The 16,182-nt window shown below is 41.5% G+C and carries 10 protein-coding genes; 8 read left to right on the top strand and 2 right to left on the bottom strand.

What is annotated here, in order from left to right; translation table 11 throughout:
• Window position 1: 1 nt before the first annotated feature.
• Together AC3KZC_RS12355 and AC3KZC_RS12350 are read left to right on the top strand one after the other, a co-directional pair.
• Complete coding sequence (locus AC3KZC_RS12355; protein WP_490578480.1) at window positions 2-3,139, top strand: efflux RND transporter permease subunit; 3,138 nt, start codon at window positions 2-4, stop codon at window positions 3,137-3,139.
• Window positions 3,140-3,260: 121 nt separating this feature from the next.
• Window positions 3,261-3,914 carry an RluA family pseudouridine synthase gene (locus tag AC3KZC_RS12350; RefSeq protein ID WP_490578481.1) on the top strand — a complete coding sequence of 218 codons (654 nt, stop codon included), beginning with the start codon at window positions 3,261-3,263 and terminating at the stop codon, window positions 3,912-3,914.
• Between the two features lie 18 nt (window positions 3,915-3,932).
• Here the strand turns inward: AC3KZC_RS12350 and barA are convergent, their stop codons facing one another.
• A complete protein-coding gene (barA, locus tag AC3KZC_RS12345) occupies window positions 3,933-6,710 on the bottom strand; it encodes a two-component sensor histidine kinase BarA (RefSeq protein WP_490578482.1) in 2,778 nt (925 codons plus the stop codon).
• 78 nt (window positions 6,711-6,788) lie between these two features.
• On the opposite strand from barA, the gene rlmD reads away from it, so the two are divergent.
• The 5 genes from rlmD to eno all read left to right on the top strand — a co-directional run bounded on the left by rlmD (window position 6,789) and on the right by eno (window position 14,267).
• Window positions 6,789-8,111 (top strand): 23S rRNA (uracil(1939)-C(5))-methyltransferase RlmD, encoded by a 1,323-nt coding sequence (gene rlmD, locus AC3KZC_RS12340; RefSeq protein ID WP_490578483.1) that lies wholly within the window; start codon window positions 6,789-6,791, stop codon window positions 8,109-8,111.
• Window positions 8,112-8,116: 5 nt separating this feature from the next.
• Window positions 8,117-10,282: a GTP diphosphokinase gene (gene relA, locus AC3KZC_RS12335; RefSeq protein WP_490578484.1), complete on the top strand. Its 2,166-nt coding sequence runs from the start codon at window positions 8,117-8,119 to the stop codon at window positions 10,280-10,282.
• Between the two features lie 8 nt (window positions 10,283-10,290).
• On the top strand, window positions 10,291-11,103 hold the full coding sequence (mazG, locus tag AC3KZC_RS12330; RefSeq protein WP_490578485.1) for a nucleoside triphosphate pyrophosphohydrolase: 813 nt from the start codon (window positions 10,291-10,293) through the stop codon (window positions 11,101-11,103).
• Between the two features lie 160 nt (window positions 11,104-11,263).
• Window positions 11,264-12,898, top strand: a complete 1,635-nt coding sequence (pyrG, locus tag AC3KZC_RS12325) for a CTP synthase (protein WP_490578486.1) — start codon at window positions 11,264-11,266, stop codon at window positions 12,896-12,898.
• 76 nt (window positions 12,899-12,974) lie between these two features.
• The gene (gene eno, locus AC3KZC_RS12320) at window positions 12,975-14,267 is read left to right on the top strand and encodes a phosphopyruvate hydratase (RefSeq protein ID WP_490578487.1); all 1,293 of its coding nucleotides are present in this window, start codon (window positions 12,975-12,977) and stop codon (window positions 14,265-14,267) included.
• A gap of 132 nt (window positions 14,268-14,399) precedes the next feature.
• Here the strand turns inward: eno and mutH are convergent, their stop codons facing one another.
• A complete protein-coding gene (gene mutH / locus AC3KZC_RS12315; RefSeq protein WP_490578488.1) occupies window positions 14,400-15,083 on the bottom strand; it encodes a DNA mismatch repair endonuclease MutH in 684 nt (227 codons plus the stop codon).
• Between the two features lie 559 nt (window positions 15,084-15,642).
• Here mutH and rppH point away from each other — a divergent pair.
• Window positions 15,643-16,161, top strand: a complete 519-nt coding sequence (gene rppH / locus AC3KZC_RS12310; protein WP_490578489.1) for an RNA pyrophosphohydrolase — start codon at window positions 15,643-15,645, stop codon at window positions 16,159-16,161.
• Window positions 16,162-16,182 lie beyond the last annotated feature (21 nt).

Raw genomic sequence — 16,182 nt, 5'->3', positions numbered from 1 at the left:
TATGATAGATATGCTCTTAAAAGCCTGTTTGGCAAAGCCTTGGCGCGTTATATTTTTAACTCTTTTATTCGGGATGTTTGCTTTTTGGAAGGCTACAACGCTTCCTATTGATGCAGTGCCTGATATCACCAATGTTCAAGTTCAAATTAATACACAAAGTGATGGTTATTCACCTCTTGAAACAGAGCAGCGAGTGACTTATGCCATAGAAACGGCTATGGCCGGTTTGCCTCAGCTGGCTTATACCCGCTCTTTGTCACGCTTTGGTTTATCGCAAGTGACGGTGATTTTTAAAGAAGGAACTGACATTTATTGGGCGCGACAACTTGTTTCTGAGCGGTTACAGCTTGCTCGTGCAGAGCTTCCTGTGGGGATTGAGCCGCAGATGGGGCCAATTGTGTCAGGGTTGGGGGAAATCTTTTCCTATTCAGTCATTGCGTTGCCAAATGCACAAAAAGCAGATGGTAGCGTGTATAGCGCTGAGGACTTGCGAACTTTGCAAGATTGGGTGATTAAACCACAATTGCTTAAAGTTAAAGGAGTGACTGAAATCAATACTATTGGTGGGTTTGTGCGCCAATATCAGGTGATCCCTGACCCACTTAAATTATTGGCCATGAAACTGACCTTTGAGCAATTAGCAGCTTCACTTAGTCGCAACAATAGCAATGTCGGTGCTGGGTTAATTGAACAAAATGGTGAGCAATGGCTTATCCGTTCAGTTGGGCAATTAACTCATTTACAGGATATCGAAAATGTAGTTATTCGCTCACAAGACAGTGCGATGATCCGTATTAAGGATGTTGCCGATGTGGTGATTGGTAAAGAGTTTCGTGCGGGTGCGGCAACTGAAAATGGCCAAGAAGTGGTATTGGGCACAGTAATGATGTTGCTGGGTGAAAATAGTCGCACTGTAGCTCACGATGTGGCAAAGCAGTTGAGCATTATTAATACCCGCTTACCAAAAGGTGTATTGGTGCAGGTTAATTACAACCGCACTACGTTGGTGGATAAAACTATTGCGACGGTGCGCACTAACCTGTTTGAAGGTGCGTTGCTGGTGGTGATTATCTTATTGTTATTTTTAGGCAATATTCGCGCTGCCATTATTACGGCATTCGTGATCCCTTTAAGCATGCTGTTTGCACTGAGTAGTATGGCTGCCAATAAAGTGAGCGGAAATTTAATGAGTTTAGGGGCAATAGATTTTGGCTTGATTGTCGATGGTTCGGTGATTGTGGTTGAAAACTGCTTGCGCCAACTGGCTATCGCTCAACAACAACGAGGTCGGCTGTTAGCGCTGAAGGAACGTTTAGGCGTTGTGTTTGCGGCAACAAAAGCGGTGATGACCCCAGCGTTGTTTGGCGTGGGCATTATTATGCTGGTTTATGTACCAATTTTTGCACTCGATGGTGTTGAAGGCAAAATGTTTCAGCCGATGGCATTTACCGTTATAGCTGCCCTTTTTGGGGCGCTTATTCTTGCTATGACGTTTGTTCCTGCGGCTATTGCCTTGTTTGTTAAAGGGCCAATTAGCGAGCATGAAAATAAATTAATGCGGGTGTTGCGCAGCATTTACCAGCCTTTATTAACAACCGCACTACGCAAATCTTTGATGGTCACGTTGCTTGCGTTAGTGGTATTAATGAGTGCGTTTTGGCAAGCCAAACAGATGGGAACTGAATTTTTACCCAAGCTCGATGAGGGAGATGTGGCAATGCATGCCATGCGGATCCCAGGTACCAGCTTGAGCCAATCAGTTGCAATGCAGCAATTGATCGAGCAAGAAATTATCATGCTACCTCAAGTCCTGCGGGTGTTTTCAAAAATTGGCACGCCAGAGGTTGCAACCGACCCGATGCCGCCAAATGTTGCCGATACCTTTATCATGTTAAAACCACGCTCGCAGTGGCCAGACCCTTTACTCAGTCGCGACCAACTAGTGGATTTAATTCGTGACAAAGTAATGCTATTACCCGGTAATAATTATGAGTTTACTCAGCCAATTGAAATGCGTTTTAACGAATTGATTGCTGGAGTGCGCAGTGATATCGCTGTGCGTGTTTATGGTGATGATCTAGATACGTTGCAGCAAATTGGCCAACAACTTAGCCAAGTGATCAAGCGTGTACCCGGTACTATGGATGTGGCTATGGAGCAAGCTGCAGGTTTGCCGGTTATTTCAATCACTCCACGCTTAGAGCAATTAGCACTTGCGGGAATGGATAGTGCAACTTTGCAGCAAGTATTACAACATGCCGTGGGTGGTCAACAAGTTGGCGTTATATTTGAAGGTGATAAACGATTTAATTTAGTGGTACGGTTACCTGAAAATCAACGAGGGGACATTGCAGCGCTTGGACGAATCCCGATTGCTTTAGTAAATGAGGGGCAAGGTGAATTGACCTATGTGCCTTTGGTTGAGGTAGCAAGTGTGACTGAGCAAATAGGCCCAAATCAAATTAACCGTGAAAGTGGTAAACGAAATGTCGTGATCACCGCCAATGTCAGTGGTCGAGATTTAGGCTCTGTTATTGCTGATATTCAACAACAAATAACCGCAGTTTCGTTACCATCGGGTTATTGGCTTGATTATGGTGGTACGTTTAAGCAACTACAATCGGCAACAGCGCGTTTGACCTTGGTAGTGCCACTGACGTTATTATTAATTTTAGTGCTGCTTTACAGCGCGTTAAATAATTGGCGCGATACCTTAGTGGTGTTTAGTGGTGTGCCATTTGCTTTGTGTGGTGGGGTGTTTGCGCTTGTATTGCGTGGCATGCCGCTCTCTATTTCAGCTGCAGTGGGTTTTATCGCGTTATGTGGTATTGCCGTGCTCAATGGGATAGTGATGGTAAGCTTTATTCGCCAATTACAACATCAAGGCCAAGCGCTTGATGAGGCAATCATGTCGGGGGCTATGTCACGTTTGCGCCCTGTACTGATGACTGCCTTAGTCGCAAGTTTGGGATTTATACCTATGGCCTTTAATATTGGCACGGGTGCTGAAATTCAACGCCCGTTAGCAACGGTGGTGATTGGTGGCATTGTGAGCTCAACCTTATTGACGTTATTAGTCTTGCCTGCGATTTATCGTATTGTGGAACGGTTAAAATTTAATAACGAAACAGCAGTGTAGGCATTTTTAAATCAAGAGCCTTAGTTTAGGCTCTTTTTAACATGAAGTTTCATTACAATTGCACAGCGTTACTGCCAATTACGCTTAGGTTTGTTAGAATTGCGCCGTAATAGGAGCGTTTATGCAAATTTTTGAGTATCACCCCCCGACAGATCCTTGGCTTAATATTGTCCATGTAGATAAAGATATTATCGTGATTGATAAGCAATCGGGATTGTTATCGAACCCTGGACGTGCGGCACATACGTTTGATTGCGCTTTAACACGACTGCAGCAAGAATATCCCGACACCTTATTAGTGCATCGGCTCGATTGTGCTACTTCAGGAATTATGGTGTTTGCGCGCTCTAAAAAAGCGGAATCGCACCTTAAAACTCAGTTTCAAGACCGACAAAATAAAAAGGTGTATATCGCAGAGGTGGCAGGACATTTAGCTGAGAAAAATGGCAGTATTTTAGCGCCTTTAATGGCAGATAAAGACAATCCACCGTATCAAAAAGTAAGTCCGTTAGGTAAGTCGGCAATTAGTCATTATCAGGTATTAGAACAACGACCAGATAGTAGTTTAGTTGAGTTAGCACTTGAAACTGGCCGCACTCATCAATTACGAGTACATATGCTGCATTTAGGCCATCCAATTTTAGGCGATGACTTTTATGGTGATGAAACCATAGTCAAAGCACGACCACGATTATGTTTGCATGCCACCATGCTCAGTATTATTCACCCGTATAGCGCAAAAACGCTGACCTTTACTAGTCCACATCCTTTTTAGGGGCTACAAGAGCTGAGATTATGCCGAACTGACGCTTTTAGCTTCGGCATCAATCATTAAATTGACCAGTTCATCCTCAAGCTCAAACAATTCAGGCTCAATATGGCTAAGGCTTTGATCTTGTTTTAAAGCGGTCTCGATGGTCTCGGCTAGTTGTTTTAGTTTAGGTACTCCAGTGTAACAACATGCACCATGAAATTTATGCACGATATTAAGCACCCGCTCTTTATCTTCAAGTTCGTTTGCTTCTCTGAGTTCTGCCAATGTTTCTGGCACACTTAATAACAGCATATTAAGCATCTCATGGGCGAGCTCTACTTTTCCGCCAGCACGTTGGATGGCAAGTGGCCAATCAATTCGCGTACTTTCAAAAGGTGGGATCGCAGGTTTACTCTCAGTTGGTGGAGCTATCAGTGTTTTGCTCTTACCAAAGTCAGGGCTGTATTCAAAAATGGTTTGCCGCAACACCTCTTCGTCAAGGGGCTTGGTGAGGTAATTTTTAAAGCCCACTTTAAGTAGGTTTTCTTTTTCGCCAGCTAACGCGTGTGCCGTCACAGCAATAATTGGGGTTGATTCATTGATTGAAGATTCAATGATCAGTTTGCATGCTGTAACACCATCCATTATTGGCATTTGAATGTCTAAAAAAATTAAATCGTATTTATGTGTTTTAGCCAAGCTAAGTGCTTGTGAGCCATTGTGTGCGGTATCAATAAACTCTATTTGTTCGGCCAGCAAGGTGCACATTAGCTTCAAGTTGGCGTCGTTATCATCGACCACAAGGACTTTAATCGGTAAAATTCGCTGCGTTTGCTCAGGTGTCTGAATGGTCGGGTGATCAAGACGGTAGGGGGCCGCAAGGCTTTCGCAGAGTTTACGATGGTTAAGGGGTTTGCTTAAGCACGCATCGGCACCGGTGCCAATAAATGCTTCGCGCATGTTATGTGATACGGTATTAACCATTAAATATAAATAATCACATTGTGGGCGTACCCGGTTCACGAGTGATTTTATTTCACTCATATTATCAAGTGATGAAGCGTGACCCAAAATAGCAATGTCAAAGCTAAACTCCCCCGAGAGTGCTTGTTCTAACTCAGCCAAACTTAAACAAGGTGTTACATGCATACTCCAGCTTTGCAGTAGTGATAAGGTTGCTTCATGAGTATGGTGGTGGGTTTCAAAATACAGCACGCGTTTTTGTTCAAGCGATGTCGTGGGTAAATTATCACTGTAATGACGTTTTGGTTGTTCAAAAAAAGCATTAAAGGTAAAGCAGCTACCTTTACCAACCGCTGAATTTAATGAAATATGACCGCCCATGGCTTCGACGAGATGCTTTGTAATAATTAAACCTAAACCTGTGCCGCCAAATTTACGGGTGATACTCGAATCTGCTTGGCCAAAGGCTGAAAACAACGCATCTTGTTTATTAGCACTAATTCCAATACCGCTGTCGTTAATCGCAACAAAAATCGAGATGCGTTGATTGGCATAATGGCGACAGTCAACATCAATTAAAACATGGCCCGACTCGGTGAATTTAATTGCATTACTGGTAAGGTTAATCAGAATTTGTTTAAAGCGTGTTGGGTCGCCAATCAGGTTGTCAGGCACATTGGTATGAATATTAATTGAAAGCTCAAGGTTTTTGTCATGTGCTGAAGGGGCAAGCAGTGTTAATACTTCATTTACTGTATCGCGCAGTTGAAAGTGAATGCTTTCTAACTCCATGGCGCCTGCTTCTAGCTTTGAAAAGTCTAAAATATCATTAATGATTGCCAGCAAGCTATTAGCTGAAAGCTCAATGGTATCGAGGTAATCTTTCTGATGCTTATTTAGAGGCGTTTTATAAAGTTGGCGGGTAAATCCAACCACACCGTTGAGCGGTGTCCGTAATTCGTGACTCATTTTAGCTAAAAAGTCAGATTTGACTCGATTAGCATCTTGAGCGTCTTTTTTAGCGATATTGAGCTGAATATTTTGGGTTTCGTATTGCTCTAGCGTTTCGCGGTAGTCGCTGATGGCCTGATCAATATGCTTTTGCATTTCATCTTTTTGCAGCGCCATATTATTTGCAATGCTATTTAAACCTTGGCGTAACAATTCAAATTCACCTTTCATAGGCTCATTTATAGAGGTGTCTTGGTCGCCTTCTTTGAGTTTATCAATAGCAAATAAAAGCCGGCTCATTGGAGTTAAAAATACTTTACTAAATCTTAGTGCCATCATAATGCTAATAAAAAAAGCGACTAAGATGATAAAGCCACTTATAAGCAATGCTTTTTGCTGGCCAACCAATGCTTGATTTTGATTCAGTTCAAGTACGATATAACCAAGCAGTGTTTGCTCTGCGGTGAGCAGCAAGCCGCTATCTAAATTGTTATGATCTAAAATTGGGAGCAATAAAATTAAGAGATTATCGGTTTGTTTACTGATTAAGCCTTGGTTTGGCATGACACCAATAGGAGAGAGTAAATGAAAGTCTTTATGGTAATTACTGGTAATGAGGAGCTGTTTATTCTCATCAAAAATTGCAATGCTTTTAATTAATGGAGCGTGTTTATTATGGCTTTGGCTCACCAAACGATTTAATTGTTTTTTATTTCGCTCTGCTAATGGTTGCTCTGATGCAATCGCTAAGGGCTCAATAATGGTGACCCCTTGGTCAATCAGAAAATCATTCAGATCCAAATAACGATTTAGTGTAAAATAACCACCAAGCAGTAACCCTATGATCAAGGTTGGTACTGAGGCTAATACTAAAATCCAATCTCTTAAGCCTAATTTGGTCATAAACAGCATTTGGTTACAATTAATTAATCTTCGAAGAGTAAAGCTAAACTCTCGCTTTATCAATATGAAAGGCACTTTATGGCGCAGTTTTTTAAACCTCAAAAAGCCACTCAAACTAAGACAAAACGTGAAATAACCATTGACTCACTCGACCATGAAGGTGTGGGCGTCAGCCGTGAAAAAAATAAAGTGTGTTTTATCGAAGGGGCGCTAACAGGCGAAACCGTGCTGGCATTACCTGAGCAAAGTAAAGCTAAATTTGAGCGTTTAACCACAGTTAAAGTGCTCAAAGCAAGCCCGCATCGCGTCAAACCGTTTTGTGTTCACTTTAATCAGTGTGGCGGGTGTTCGTTACAACACCTTGAACTGTCACAACAATTGATTGAAAAGCAACATGCGCTAACACAGCTGTTTAGTAAATTTGCCAAAATTGATGCGCTTAATTGGCAACCTGCGATAGAGTCTGCGCCTTTGCATTACCGTCGCAGTGCTCGCATTGCGGTATTTTACGATAAAGCAAAACGCAGTTTTAATGTGGGGTTTAGGCAAAAAGGGTCAAAGAAAATTGTTGATATTAGTCAATGTGATGTGCTTGATATCCGTTATCAACAGGTGTTTCGGGAATTTTCGAGTTTATTACCACAGTTAAAAAATGGTCAAGCCATCACTCATTTACAGCTTTGTGGGGTTGAGCATGCATATTTAGTGGTACGCCATATTGCTCCTTTAGCAGCAAGTGATATCGCTGCAATTGAGCGGGTATGTTTAGCGCATCAGTGGTTGTTAGTGTTACAAGGCCAAGCGGGCGAGCTTGAATTAAACGACTTAGCACTACCGAGCTATCAATTAAGTGAGCAGTCGCTTCGATTTGAATTTGGTTTGAATAACTTTATTCAAGTCAATGCTGAGGTTAATCAGCACATGTTATCTCAAGCAATCAATTGGTTAGCGCTTGATAAAAATGAAAAAGTGCTGGACTTATTCTGTGGGATAGGTAACTTCAGTTTAGTTATGGCAACCAAAGCGCAGGCGGTTGTTGGGGTTGAAGGCGTTGAATCTTCGGTACAAATGGCACAGCATAATAGTGCTTTAAATCAGCTTTCAAATACTCGATTTTATTGCCAAGACTTAAATCAAGAGATGGCAAGCCAAGCTTGGTTTAGCGAACATTATGATGTTTTAGTACTTGATCCTTCGCGCACTGGCGCTTTTGAAATTCTACAACAACTAAAACTTAAACGGTTTAAACGCATTTTATATGTTTCATGTGATCCTGTGACGCTCGCTCGTGATAGCCAGTTGATTACGCAGGCAGGGTTCGCACTTGATAAAATCGCACTAATGAATATGTTTCCACACACAGGTCATATCGAAACGATGGTCTTGTTTGTTAAGGGGTAGTGAGCATGGTTTCGATACGTAAGTCTCATTTAAATGTCAATCAGGCAAGTCAACAAGCGTGGCTTGACCACTTAGATTTAGCGCCTGAAAAAAGTAAAAAGTTACACGACGCTATCGAGTTTTGTGCTGCGCTTGATGAAAATCTGCCTTTTGCGACCGCTCGTGAAATGGTTGAGATTTTAGCCGAGTTGAATTTAGATGATGACACGTTAGCAACCGCTTATTTAACGCCTTTCTTTTTAGAAAATGTATTAGATCTTGATACGGTTGAAAAAAAGCTTGGCAAATCGGTCGCGATTTTATTAAGCGGTGTGGTGCAAATGGCCACCATCAGCATGCTCGCGTATCAGGATAAAGAATCAGTTCAAATTGACAATATTCGTCGTATGCTACTTGCAATGGTTGAAGATGTGCGTGCTGTGGTGATTAAACTTGCCCAGCAAGTGTGCCATTTACGTGCAGTGAAAAATGCGACGGAAGAAGAGCGTGTCATTGCAGCCAAAGAAACCGCCAATATTTTTGCCCCTTTAGCCAATCGCTTGGGGATTGGTCAATTAAAGTGGGAACTTGAAGACCTTTCATTTCGCTATTTACACCCAGATACCTACAAAAAAATTGCCAAGTTATTAGAAGATAAGCGCCTAGACCGTGAAAGTTACGTGGTCAATATGGTCAAAGTGATAGAAGATAAACTGGCCGAAGCGGGAATTAGCGCGCAAGTTTATGGTCGTCCGAAGCATATCTATAGCATCTATAAAAAGATGTATAAGAAAAACTATGAGTTTGATCAACTGTTTGATATTCGCGCCTTGCGAGTTGTGGTTGATAAAATTCAAGACTGTTACGCAGCGCTTGGCATAGTGCATACCAATTGGCGTCATCTTAATAAAGAGTTTGATGATTATATCGCGACGCCAAAAACCAACGGTTACCAATCCATTCATACCGTGGTGTTAGGCCCAGAAGGCAAAACAGTCGAAATTCAAATTCGCACCCATGAAATGCATCAAGATGCAGAACTTGGTGTCGCTGCACATTGGCTATACAAAGAAGGTTCGTTACCAGGTCGGAATTCGGGTTACGAGCAAAAAATCAATTGGCTACGCAAAATATTGCAGTGGCAAGAAGAAGTCAGTGATGGCACTGAAATCGCGGAAGAATTAAAAAACCAAGTGATTGAAGACAGGGTATACGTCTTTACCCCGCGTGGTGACATTATTGATTTACCTCTTGGTGCGACGCCGCTTGATTTTGCTTATTACATTCACTCAAACGTAGGCCATCGTTGTATTGGCGCCAAAGTGTTTGGCAAAATTGTGCCTTTTACGCATCAATTGAGTACCGGTGATCAAGTTGAAATTTTAACGCAAAAAGAGCCGAACCCCAGTCGAGATTGGCTTAACCCATCACTCGGTTATGTGAAATCGTCACGGGCACGCGCCAAAATTCATCATTGGTTTAAACAACTCGATCGCGATAAAAATCTTCAAGCGGGCAAAGAGATAATCGATAACGAATTAACAAAGTTATCGTTGACCAATAAAGACTTAAAAGAGGTCTTGGCAAAATATAACTTTAACCATATTGATGATTTGCTGGTGGCAGTCGGTGCGGGGGATATCCGGTTAAATCAATTGCTGAATTATTTACAAAGTAATCAAGCCATTGATGATGAGCCTAAATTTAAACGGTACAGCCGCCCAGTTAATAAAAAAGGGGATAAAAACGGCATTGTTGTTGATGGTGTTGGTAGTTTAATGAGCCATGTTGCTGGCTGTTGCCAGCCCGTGCCTGGCGAGCTAATTGGCGGTTACATCACCCAAGGCCGAGGTATTGGTGTGCATCGCGCTGATTGTGATCAATACGAAGTATTAAAAAAGAGTCATCCAGAACGCGTTATTGCGGTAAGTTGGGCGGCAGATGTGAGCAACATTTACACGCTCACTGTGCGCATTGAAGCCAATGATCGCCCTGGTTTAATTCGTGACATTAGTGGTGTTTTAGCCAACGAGCGTATTAACGTACAAAATATGAATGTCCGGACATTGTCAGAGCAGCAACTGGCTATTTTTGAAATGAAATTAGAAGTGGCAGATATCGAAACCATGAATCGCGTATTGGGTAAAATTGCGCAAATTGAAGGTGTGTATGAAGCGCAGCGTTCTAATTAAGGTAAACCATGACTAAATCAGCCATCACGCAATTGTTGGAAATAATGCAGCAATTGCGCGATCCACAAACAGGTTGTCCTTGGGATATTAAACAAACATTTGAGTCTATCGTGCCCCATACGCTTGATGAAGCCTATGAAGTAGCTGATGCGATTGAGCAAGGTGACTTAGCGGGTTTAAAAAGTGAACTTGGCGATTTATTGTTTCAGGTGATCTTTTATTCCCAAATAGCAAAAGAGCAACAGCTTTTTGATTTTAATGACGTTGTCTCAACACTCAATGAAAAATTAATTCGCCGTCACCCTCATGTATTTGAACATAAAATAGAGCTTGATGATGCACAATTAGCACAGCAATGGCAGGCGATTAAAGCGCAAGAACGGCAAAGTGAGCAAAATCACTCTTCTGCTGATACGTCACTGTTTTCAGCGATCCCCAACAATTTACCTGCGCTTAGCCGCGCATATAAAATTCAGCAAAAGGTGGCGGGTTTAGGGTTTGATTGGCCACAAATCAGTGGCGCGTTTGACAAAGTGCAAGAAGAAGTCGATGAAGTGGCTGTTGAAATTAACGATGATCCTTATTCAGATAAAACGGCTGAAGAGCTTGGTGACTTATTATTTGCTGTAGTCAATGTTGCACGTCATGGTAAACATGAACCTGAACAATTATTGCGCAGTGCCAATAGAAAATTTTGTCTACGATTTGAACAGGTTGAAGCTGTTTTAATCAAACAAGGGCTTACCCTTGATGTTGCAACTTTAGCGCAAATGGATGAGGCTTGGGAGCAAGTTAAACGGTTTAATTTAACACAAAGTTAACGTTTTTATTGGTTTAGCGCGTTATACTACGGGGTGTTGGCTGAAAATAGTTGGGCAGTTTTTGCTAAATTATTTGAGTGTCAGGGCACTTTTTAGTATAATTCTTTCCCGTCTTGTTTCTTATATATTCCATTTTAATTCCTGACATCTTAGGGTTCGCATGAGTACAAAATTTATCTTCGTAACGGGTGGTGTTGTATCCTCCTTGGGTAAAGGTATTGCCGCAGCTTCATTGGCCGCTATCTTAGAGGCACGTGGTTTAAAAGTCACCATGCTAAAGCTCGATCCATACATCAACGTTGACCCAGGCACGATGAGCCCAATCCAACACGGTGAAGTATTCGTCACAGAAGACGGTGCAGAGACAGATCTGGATTTAGGTCATTATGAGCGTTTTATTCGCACTAAAATGACTAAGAAAAACAACTTCACACAAGGTCGTGTATTTGAAGATGTACTGCGTCGTGAACGTCGCGGTGAATTTTTAGGTGCCACGATCCAAGTGATCCCACATATCACCAATGATATTAAACGCCGTGTACTTGAAGGTGCAGAAGGGTGTGAAATCGCGATTGTTGAAGTCGGTGGTACCGTGGGTGATATCGAATCACTCCCGTTTTTAGAAGCTATTCGTCAGTTAGGTACAGAGCTTGGTCGTGAAGCCGCACTTTATATGCACTTAACTTTAGTGCCGCACTTAGGTGCTGCAGGTGAGCTAAAAACAAAACCAACTCAACACTCTGTAAAAGAGCTTCGCTCAATTGGTATTCAGCCAGATGTGTTAGTTTGTCGTTCAGATCGTGCAATTCCGGCTAATGAACGTGCAAAAATTGCATTATTTACTAACGTAGAAGAAAAAGCAGTTATTTCGCTTAAAGACGTATCAAGTATTTACCAAATTCCATCGATTTTAAAAAATCAGGGTTTAGATGATTTGGTTTGTCGTCGTTTTTACCTAAATTGCCCAGAAGCGAATTTGGCCGAGTGGGAGCAGGTGCTGTATCAAGAGTCTAACCCAACGAGTGAAGTGACTATTGGTATGGTTGGTAAATACATTGAATTACCAGATGCTTATAAATCAGTTAACGAAGCGTTAAAGCATGCTGGCCTTAAAAATCGTGTCACAGTCAATATTCAATACGTTGATTCACAAGATGTTGAAAGCAAAGGTGCTGAAATTCTTTCTGGTTTAGACGCTATTTTAGTTCCAGGTGGTTTTGGCCATCGTGGTGTTGAAGGTAAAATTGCTGCTGCTAAATATGCCCGTGAAAACAAAGTGCCTTACTTAGGTATTTGTTTAGGGATGCAAGTAGCACTTATTGAATATGCGCGTAACGTGGCAGGTCTTGAAGGTGCAAATTCAACTGAATTTGATGCAGCAAGCCCACACCCAGTTGTTGGTTTAATTACTGAGTGGCTTGATGCAGAAGGTAATGTTGAGCAACGTGATGAAGAGTCTGATTTAGGTGGCACAATGCGTTTGGGTTCACAGTTATGTCATTTAACTGAAGGCTCAAAAGTACATCAGGTTTACGGTTCAGCTGAGATTGTTGAACGTCATCGTCACCGTTATGAAGTAAATAACAACTACGTTGAGCGTTTAGAGCAAGCGGGCCTTGCTTTCACTGGTTTATCAGAAGATAAAAAACTGGTCGAAATTATTGAAAACAAAGATCACCCTTGGTTTATTGCGGCTCAGTTCCACCCTGAGTTCACGTCAACACCACGCGATGGTCACCCTCTGTTTGAAGGGTTTGTAGCTGCCGCTCGCGACTTTCAAAAAGCGTCATCATAATCAAATTTAAAATAGGCCGTGATTTATCACGGCCTATTTGTTTTTAGCAACCAAAGTTTGGGAAAGAGGAAAAAAGATGTCAAAAATAGTTAAAGTGATTGGTCGTGAAATTATGGATTCACGTGGTAACCCAACTGTCGAAGCAGATGTATATCTGGAATGTGGCGCTTGGGGACGTGCGTGCGCGCCATCAGGGGCATCTACCGGTACTCGTGAAGCACTGGAATTACGTGATGGGGATAAATCACGTTACTTAGGCAAAGGCGTTTTAACCGCTGTAAACTTTGTCAACACGGACATCGCGACTGCAATTGTAGGTCAAAATGCAATTGAACAAGCGCAAATCGACAGTATCATGATTGAGCTTGATGGCACTGAAAATAAAGAAAAATTTGGTGCAAATGCCATTCTAGCTGTGTCATTAGCAGTAGCCAAAGCAGCGGCGCAAGCTAAAGGTGTGCAACTTTATGAGCATATCGCAGATTTAAATGGTACATCAGGTCAATATTCAATGCCTGTACCAATGATGAACATCATCAATGGTGGTGAGCATGCTGATAACAACGTTGATATTCAAGAGTTTATGATTCAACCAGTTGGCGCTGCAAATTTCCGCGAAGCTTTACGTATGGGCGCAGAGATTTTTCATACACTGAAAAAAGTATTAAGCGCTCGTGGCTTAAGCACTGCAGTGGGTGATGAAGGTGGTTTTGCTCCAGATCTTAAATCAAACGAAGAAGCATTAGCGGTTATCGTAGAAGCTGTCGAATTGGCCGGTTATGTGATGAATAAAGACATCACATTAGCGCTTGATTGTGCTTCATCTGAGTTTTATCACGATGGTGTGTATGACTTAAAAGGCGAAGGCAAAAAATTCAGTTCAGAAGGCTTTGCTGATTTCTTAGCCGATCTAAGCGTACGTTACCCAATCATTTCGATTGAAGATGGTCTTGATGAAAGTGACTGGGATGGCTGGAAAGTATTAACCGATAAAATCGGTGATAAAGTACAGTTAGTGGGTGATGATTTGTTTGTTACTAATACCAAAATTTTAAAGCGTGGTATTGATAATGGCATTGGTAATTCAATCTTAATCAAATTTAACCAAATCGGTTCACTCACTGAAACGTTAGAAGCAATCAACATGGCTAAAGCTGCAGGCTTTACCGTGGTTATTTCTCATCGCTCAGGCGAAACAGAAGATGCAACCATTGCTGATTTAGCTGTAGGTACTGCTGCGGGCCAAATTAAAACTGGTTCGTTATGTCGTTCAGATCGCGTATCTAAATATAATCAATTACTGCGTATTGAAGAACAACTAGGTGCGGCTGCGAAATATAATGGCCGTAGCGAAATCAAAGGTCAGTAATCTGTCTTTGTCTTAAAAGCCACCTTCTGGTGGTTTTTTTATGTCTTTAAATCAGTATATTTAAACCAATGTCATTAAATCAAAAGAGTCGAAAGTTAATGCGCTATAACAGCAACGGTTAATTTGGATAAATTATTGGCCAAACTGCTGCGATAAAATTTCTTGGGTGAAATGAGTTTTTAGGTAGTAACCTCTAGGCAGTGTTTGAATGATAGAGCCATTAGGTCCAATTGCATTTGTTAACGCTTTAGCATTGGCAGCCTTAGGCCTAATTTGCATCACTTGACCAAACTTTCCATTAATTTTTTCTATCTCGCCAAGTGCGATCATTTCTGTTAGCTCTTCCCAGTCTTGGCGTAACTGTGCTTCTTGTTGTGGGCTTGGTTGCCATAAAAACCCTGAGCCAACGATGCGTTGATCGGGTCGAATGTCGCGTTCTGACAAGATCGGTAACCACAAAACATGATTAAGCTTTTTTTTCACCACGCTATCTTGCCATGTAGTATGTTGCAGCTGAGTCAATGGGGTCACGGATACATACGTTGTTTCAAGAGGTTTGCCAGTGTATGAAATTGGTATTGTTTTAAGTTCAATGCCTAGCTCTGGAAAATCAGGTTCAGGACGAGATCCCGCCGAAGCGCCCAAAATCCATTCAATAAGCTGTCCAATCCAGCCTTTATCTTTGAGTAAGTCTTTTGGTGTTTTAAAGTGATAGTGAGCGGCTAACTCTCCAAGCGTTAAACCTGCAATGGCATCAACGCGTGACATAAGTTGTGTAACACTACTCGGTGGCGTCGGCTTGGTTGGCAAATTCATCGGAAAAATTACTCACGATCTATTTCATTTATAAAGGAGGAGTTTACTGGGCAAGGTTAAAGTTATAAAGAGTTTATTCAGTATCAGCTTATTTAAACAAAAAGATGATTGACAAAATGAACAATAAAATAAGTTATCCAAGGTAAAGTTGAAAATGTGCACTTTTTTGTCGTTATTTGATGATAAAAAGTGCATAACTTTGTTTTTGTATGAAAATTAAGCTGGTTGTTTTTTTGCTTTATTTTTTTTGCTTTTTTTTGTTTTTAATGTTGTATTTATTTGTTTTTATTGGTTTTATTTGTTTTTTAACTTGTTTGGTTTATAAGTTATATAAAGTTTGGTGATTGAAATACATGAATATGAACATACTTATCCACAGAAACTGTGGAGAACATCGTTTTTGCGGGGTGTTATTGTGGATTTGTTTGTAAAATGTTCATCTTTACTCACCGTGTTGGGTAAGGTGTGAATAAGGTGAGTAAAAGCTGGATTTATATTTGCCGTAACTCAGGGATTGTGGAACAATCAGCAAAAGTCGACAGATTACGAGGCTCTATAGGTGATTGATGCCGAAGGATTTCGAGCCAATGTCGGGATTGTGATTTGTAATAATCAAGGACAGGTTTTTTGGGCTAAGCGTTATGGTCAGCATTCGTGGCAGTTTCCACAAGGCGGCGTTGATGATGGTGAAACCCCTGAACAAACTATGTTTCGAGAGTTACATGAAGAAGTAGGGCTGTTACCAGAAGATGTTGAAATTTTGGCAAGCTCTAAACATTGGCTACGATATAAATTACCAAAAAGACTGATCCGTAAAGATTCAAGCCCAGTCTGCGTTGGTCAAAAACAAAAGTGGTTTTTACTCAAGCTCAAGTGTAAAGACGAAGATGTAAACTTACTCAAAACGCATCACCCAGAGTTTGATGGTTGGCGCTGGGTGAGTTATTGGTATCCCGTACGCCAAGTCGTGTCATTTAAACGCGATGTTTATCGCCGAGTAATGAAAGAGTTTGCGCCAATCGCGATGCCATTTTACAAAAAAGAAGTATCACGTGAGGTTTGGCGCTCACATAACTAAGGGAAAGTCATGACATCAAAT

Source organism: Pseudoalteromonas sp. J2K-J031, from assembly GCF_058197095.2.
This window is presented reverse-complemented; position numbering and strand designations above follow the sequence as displayed.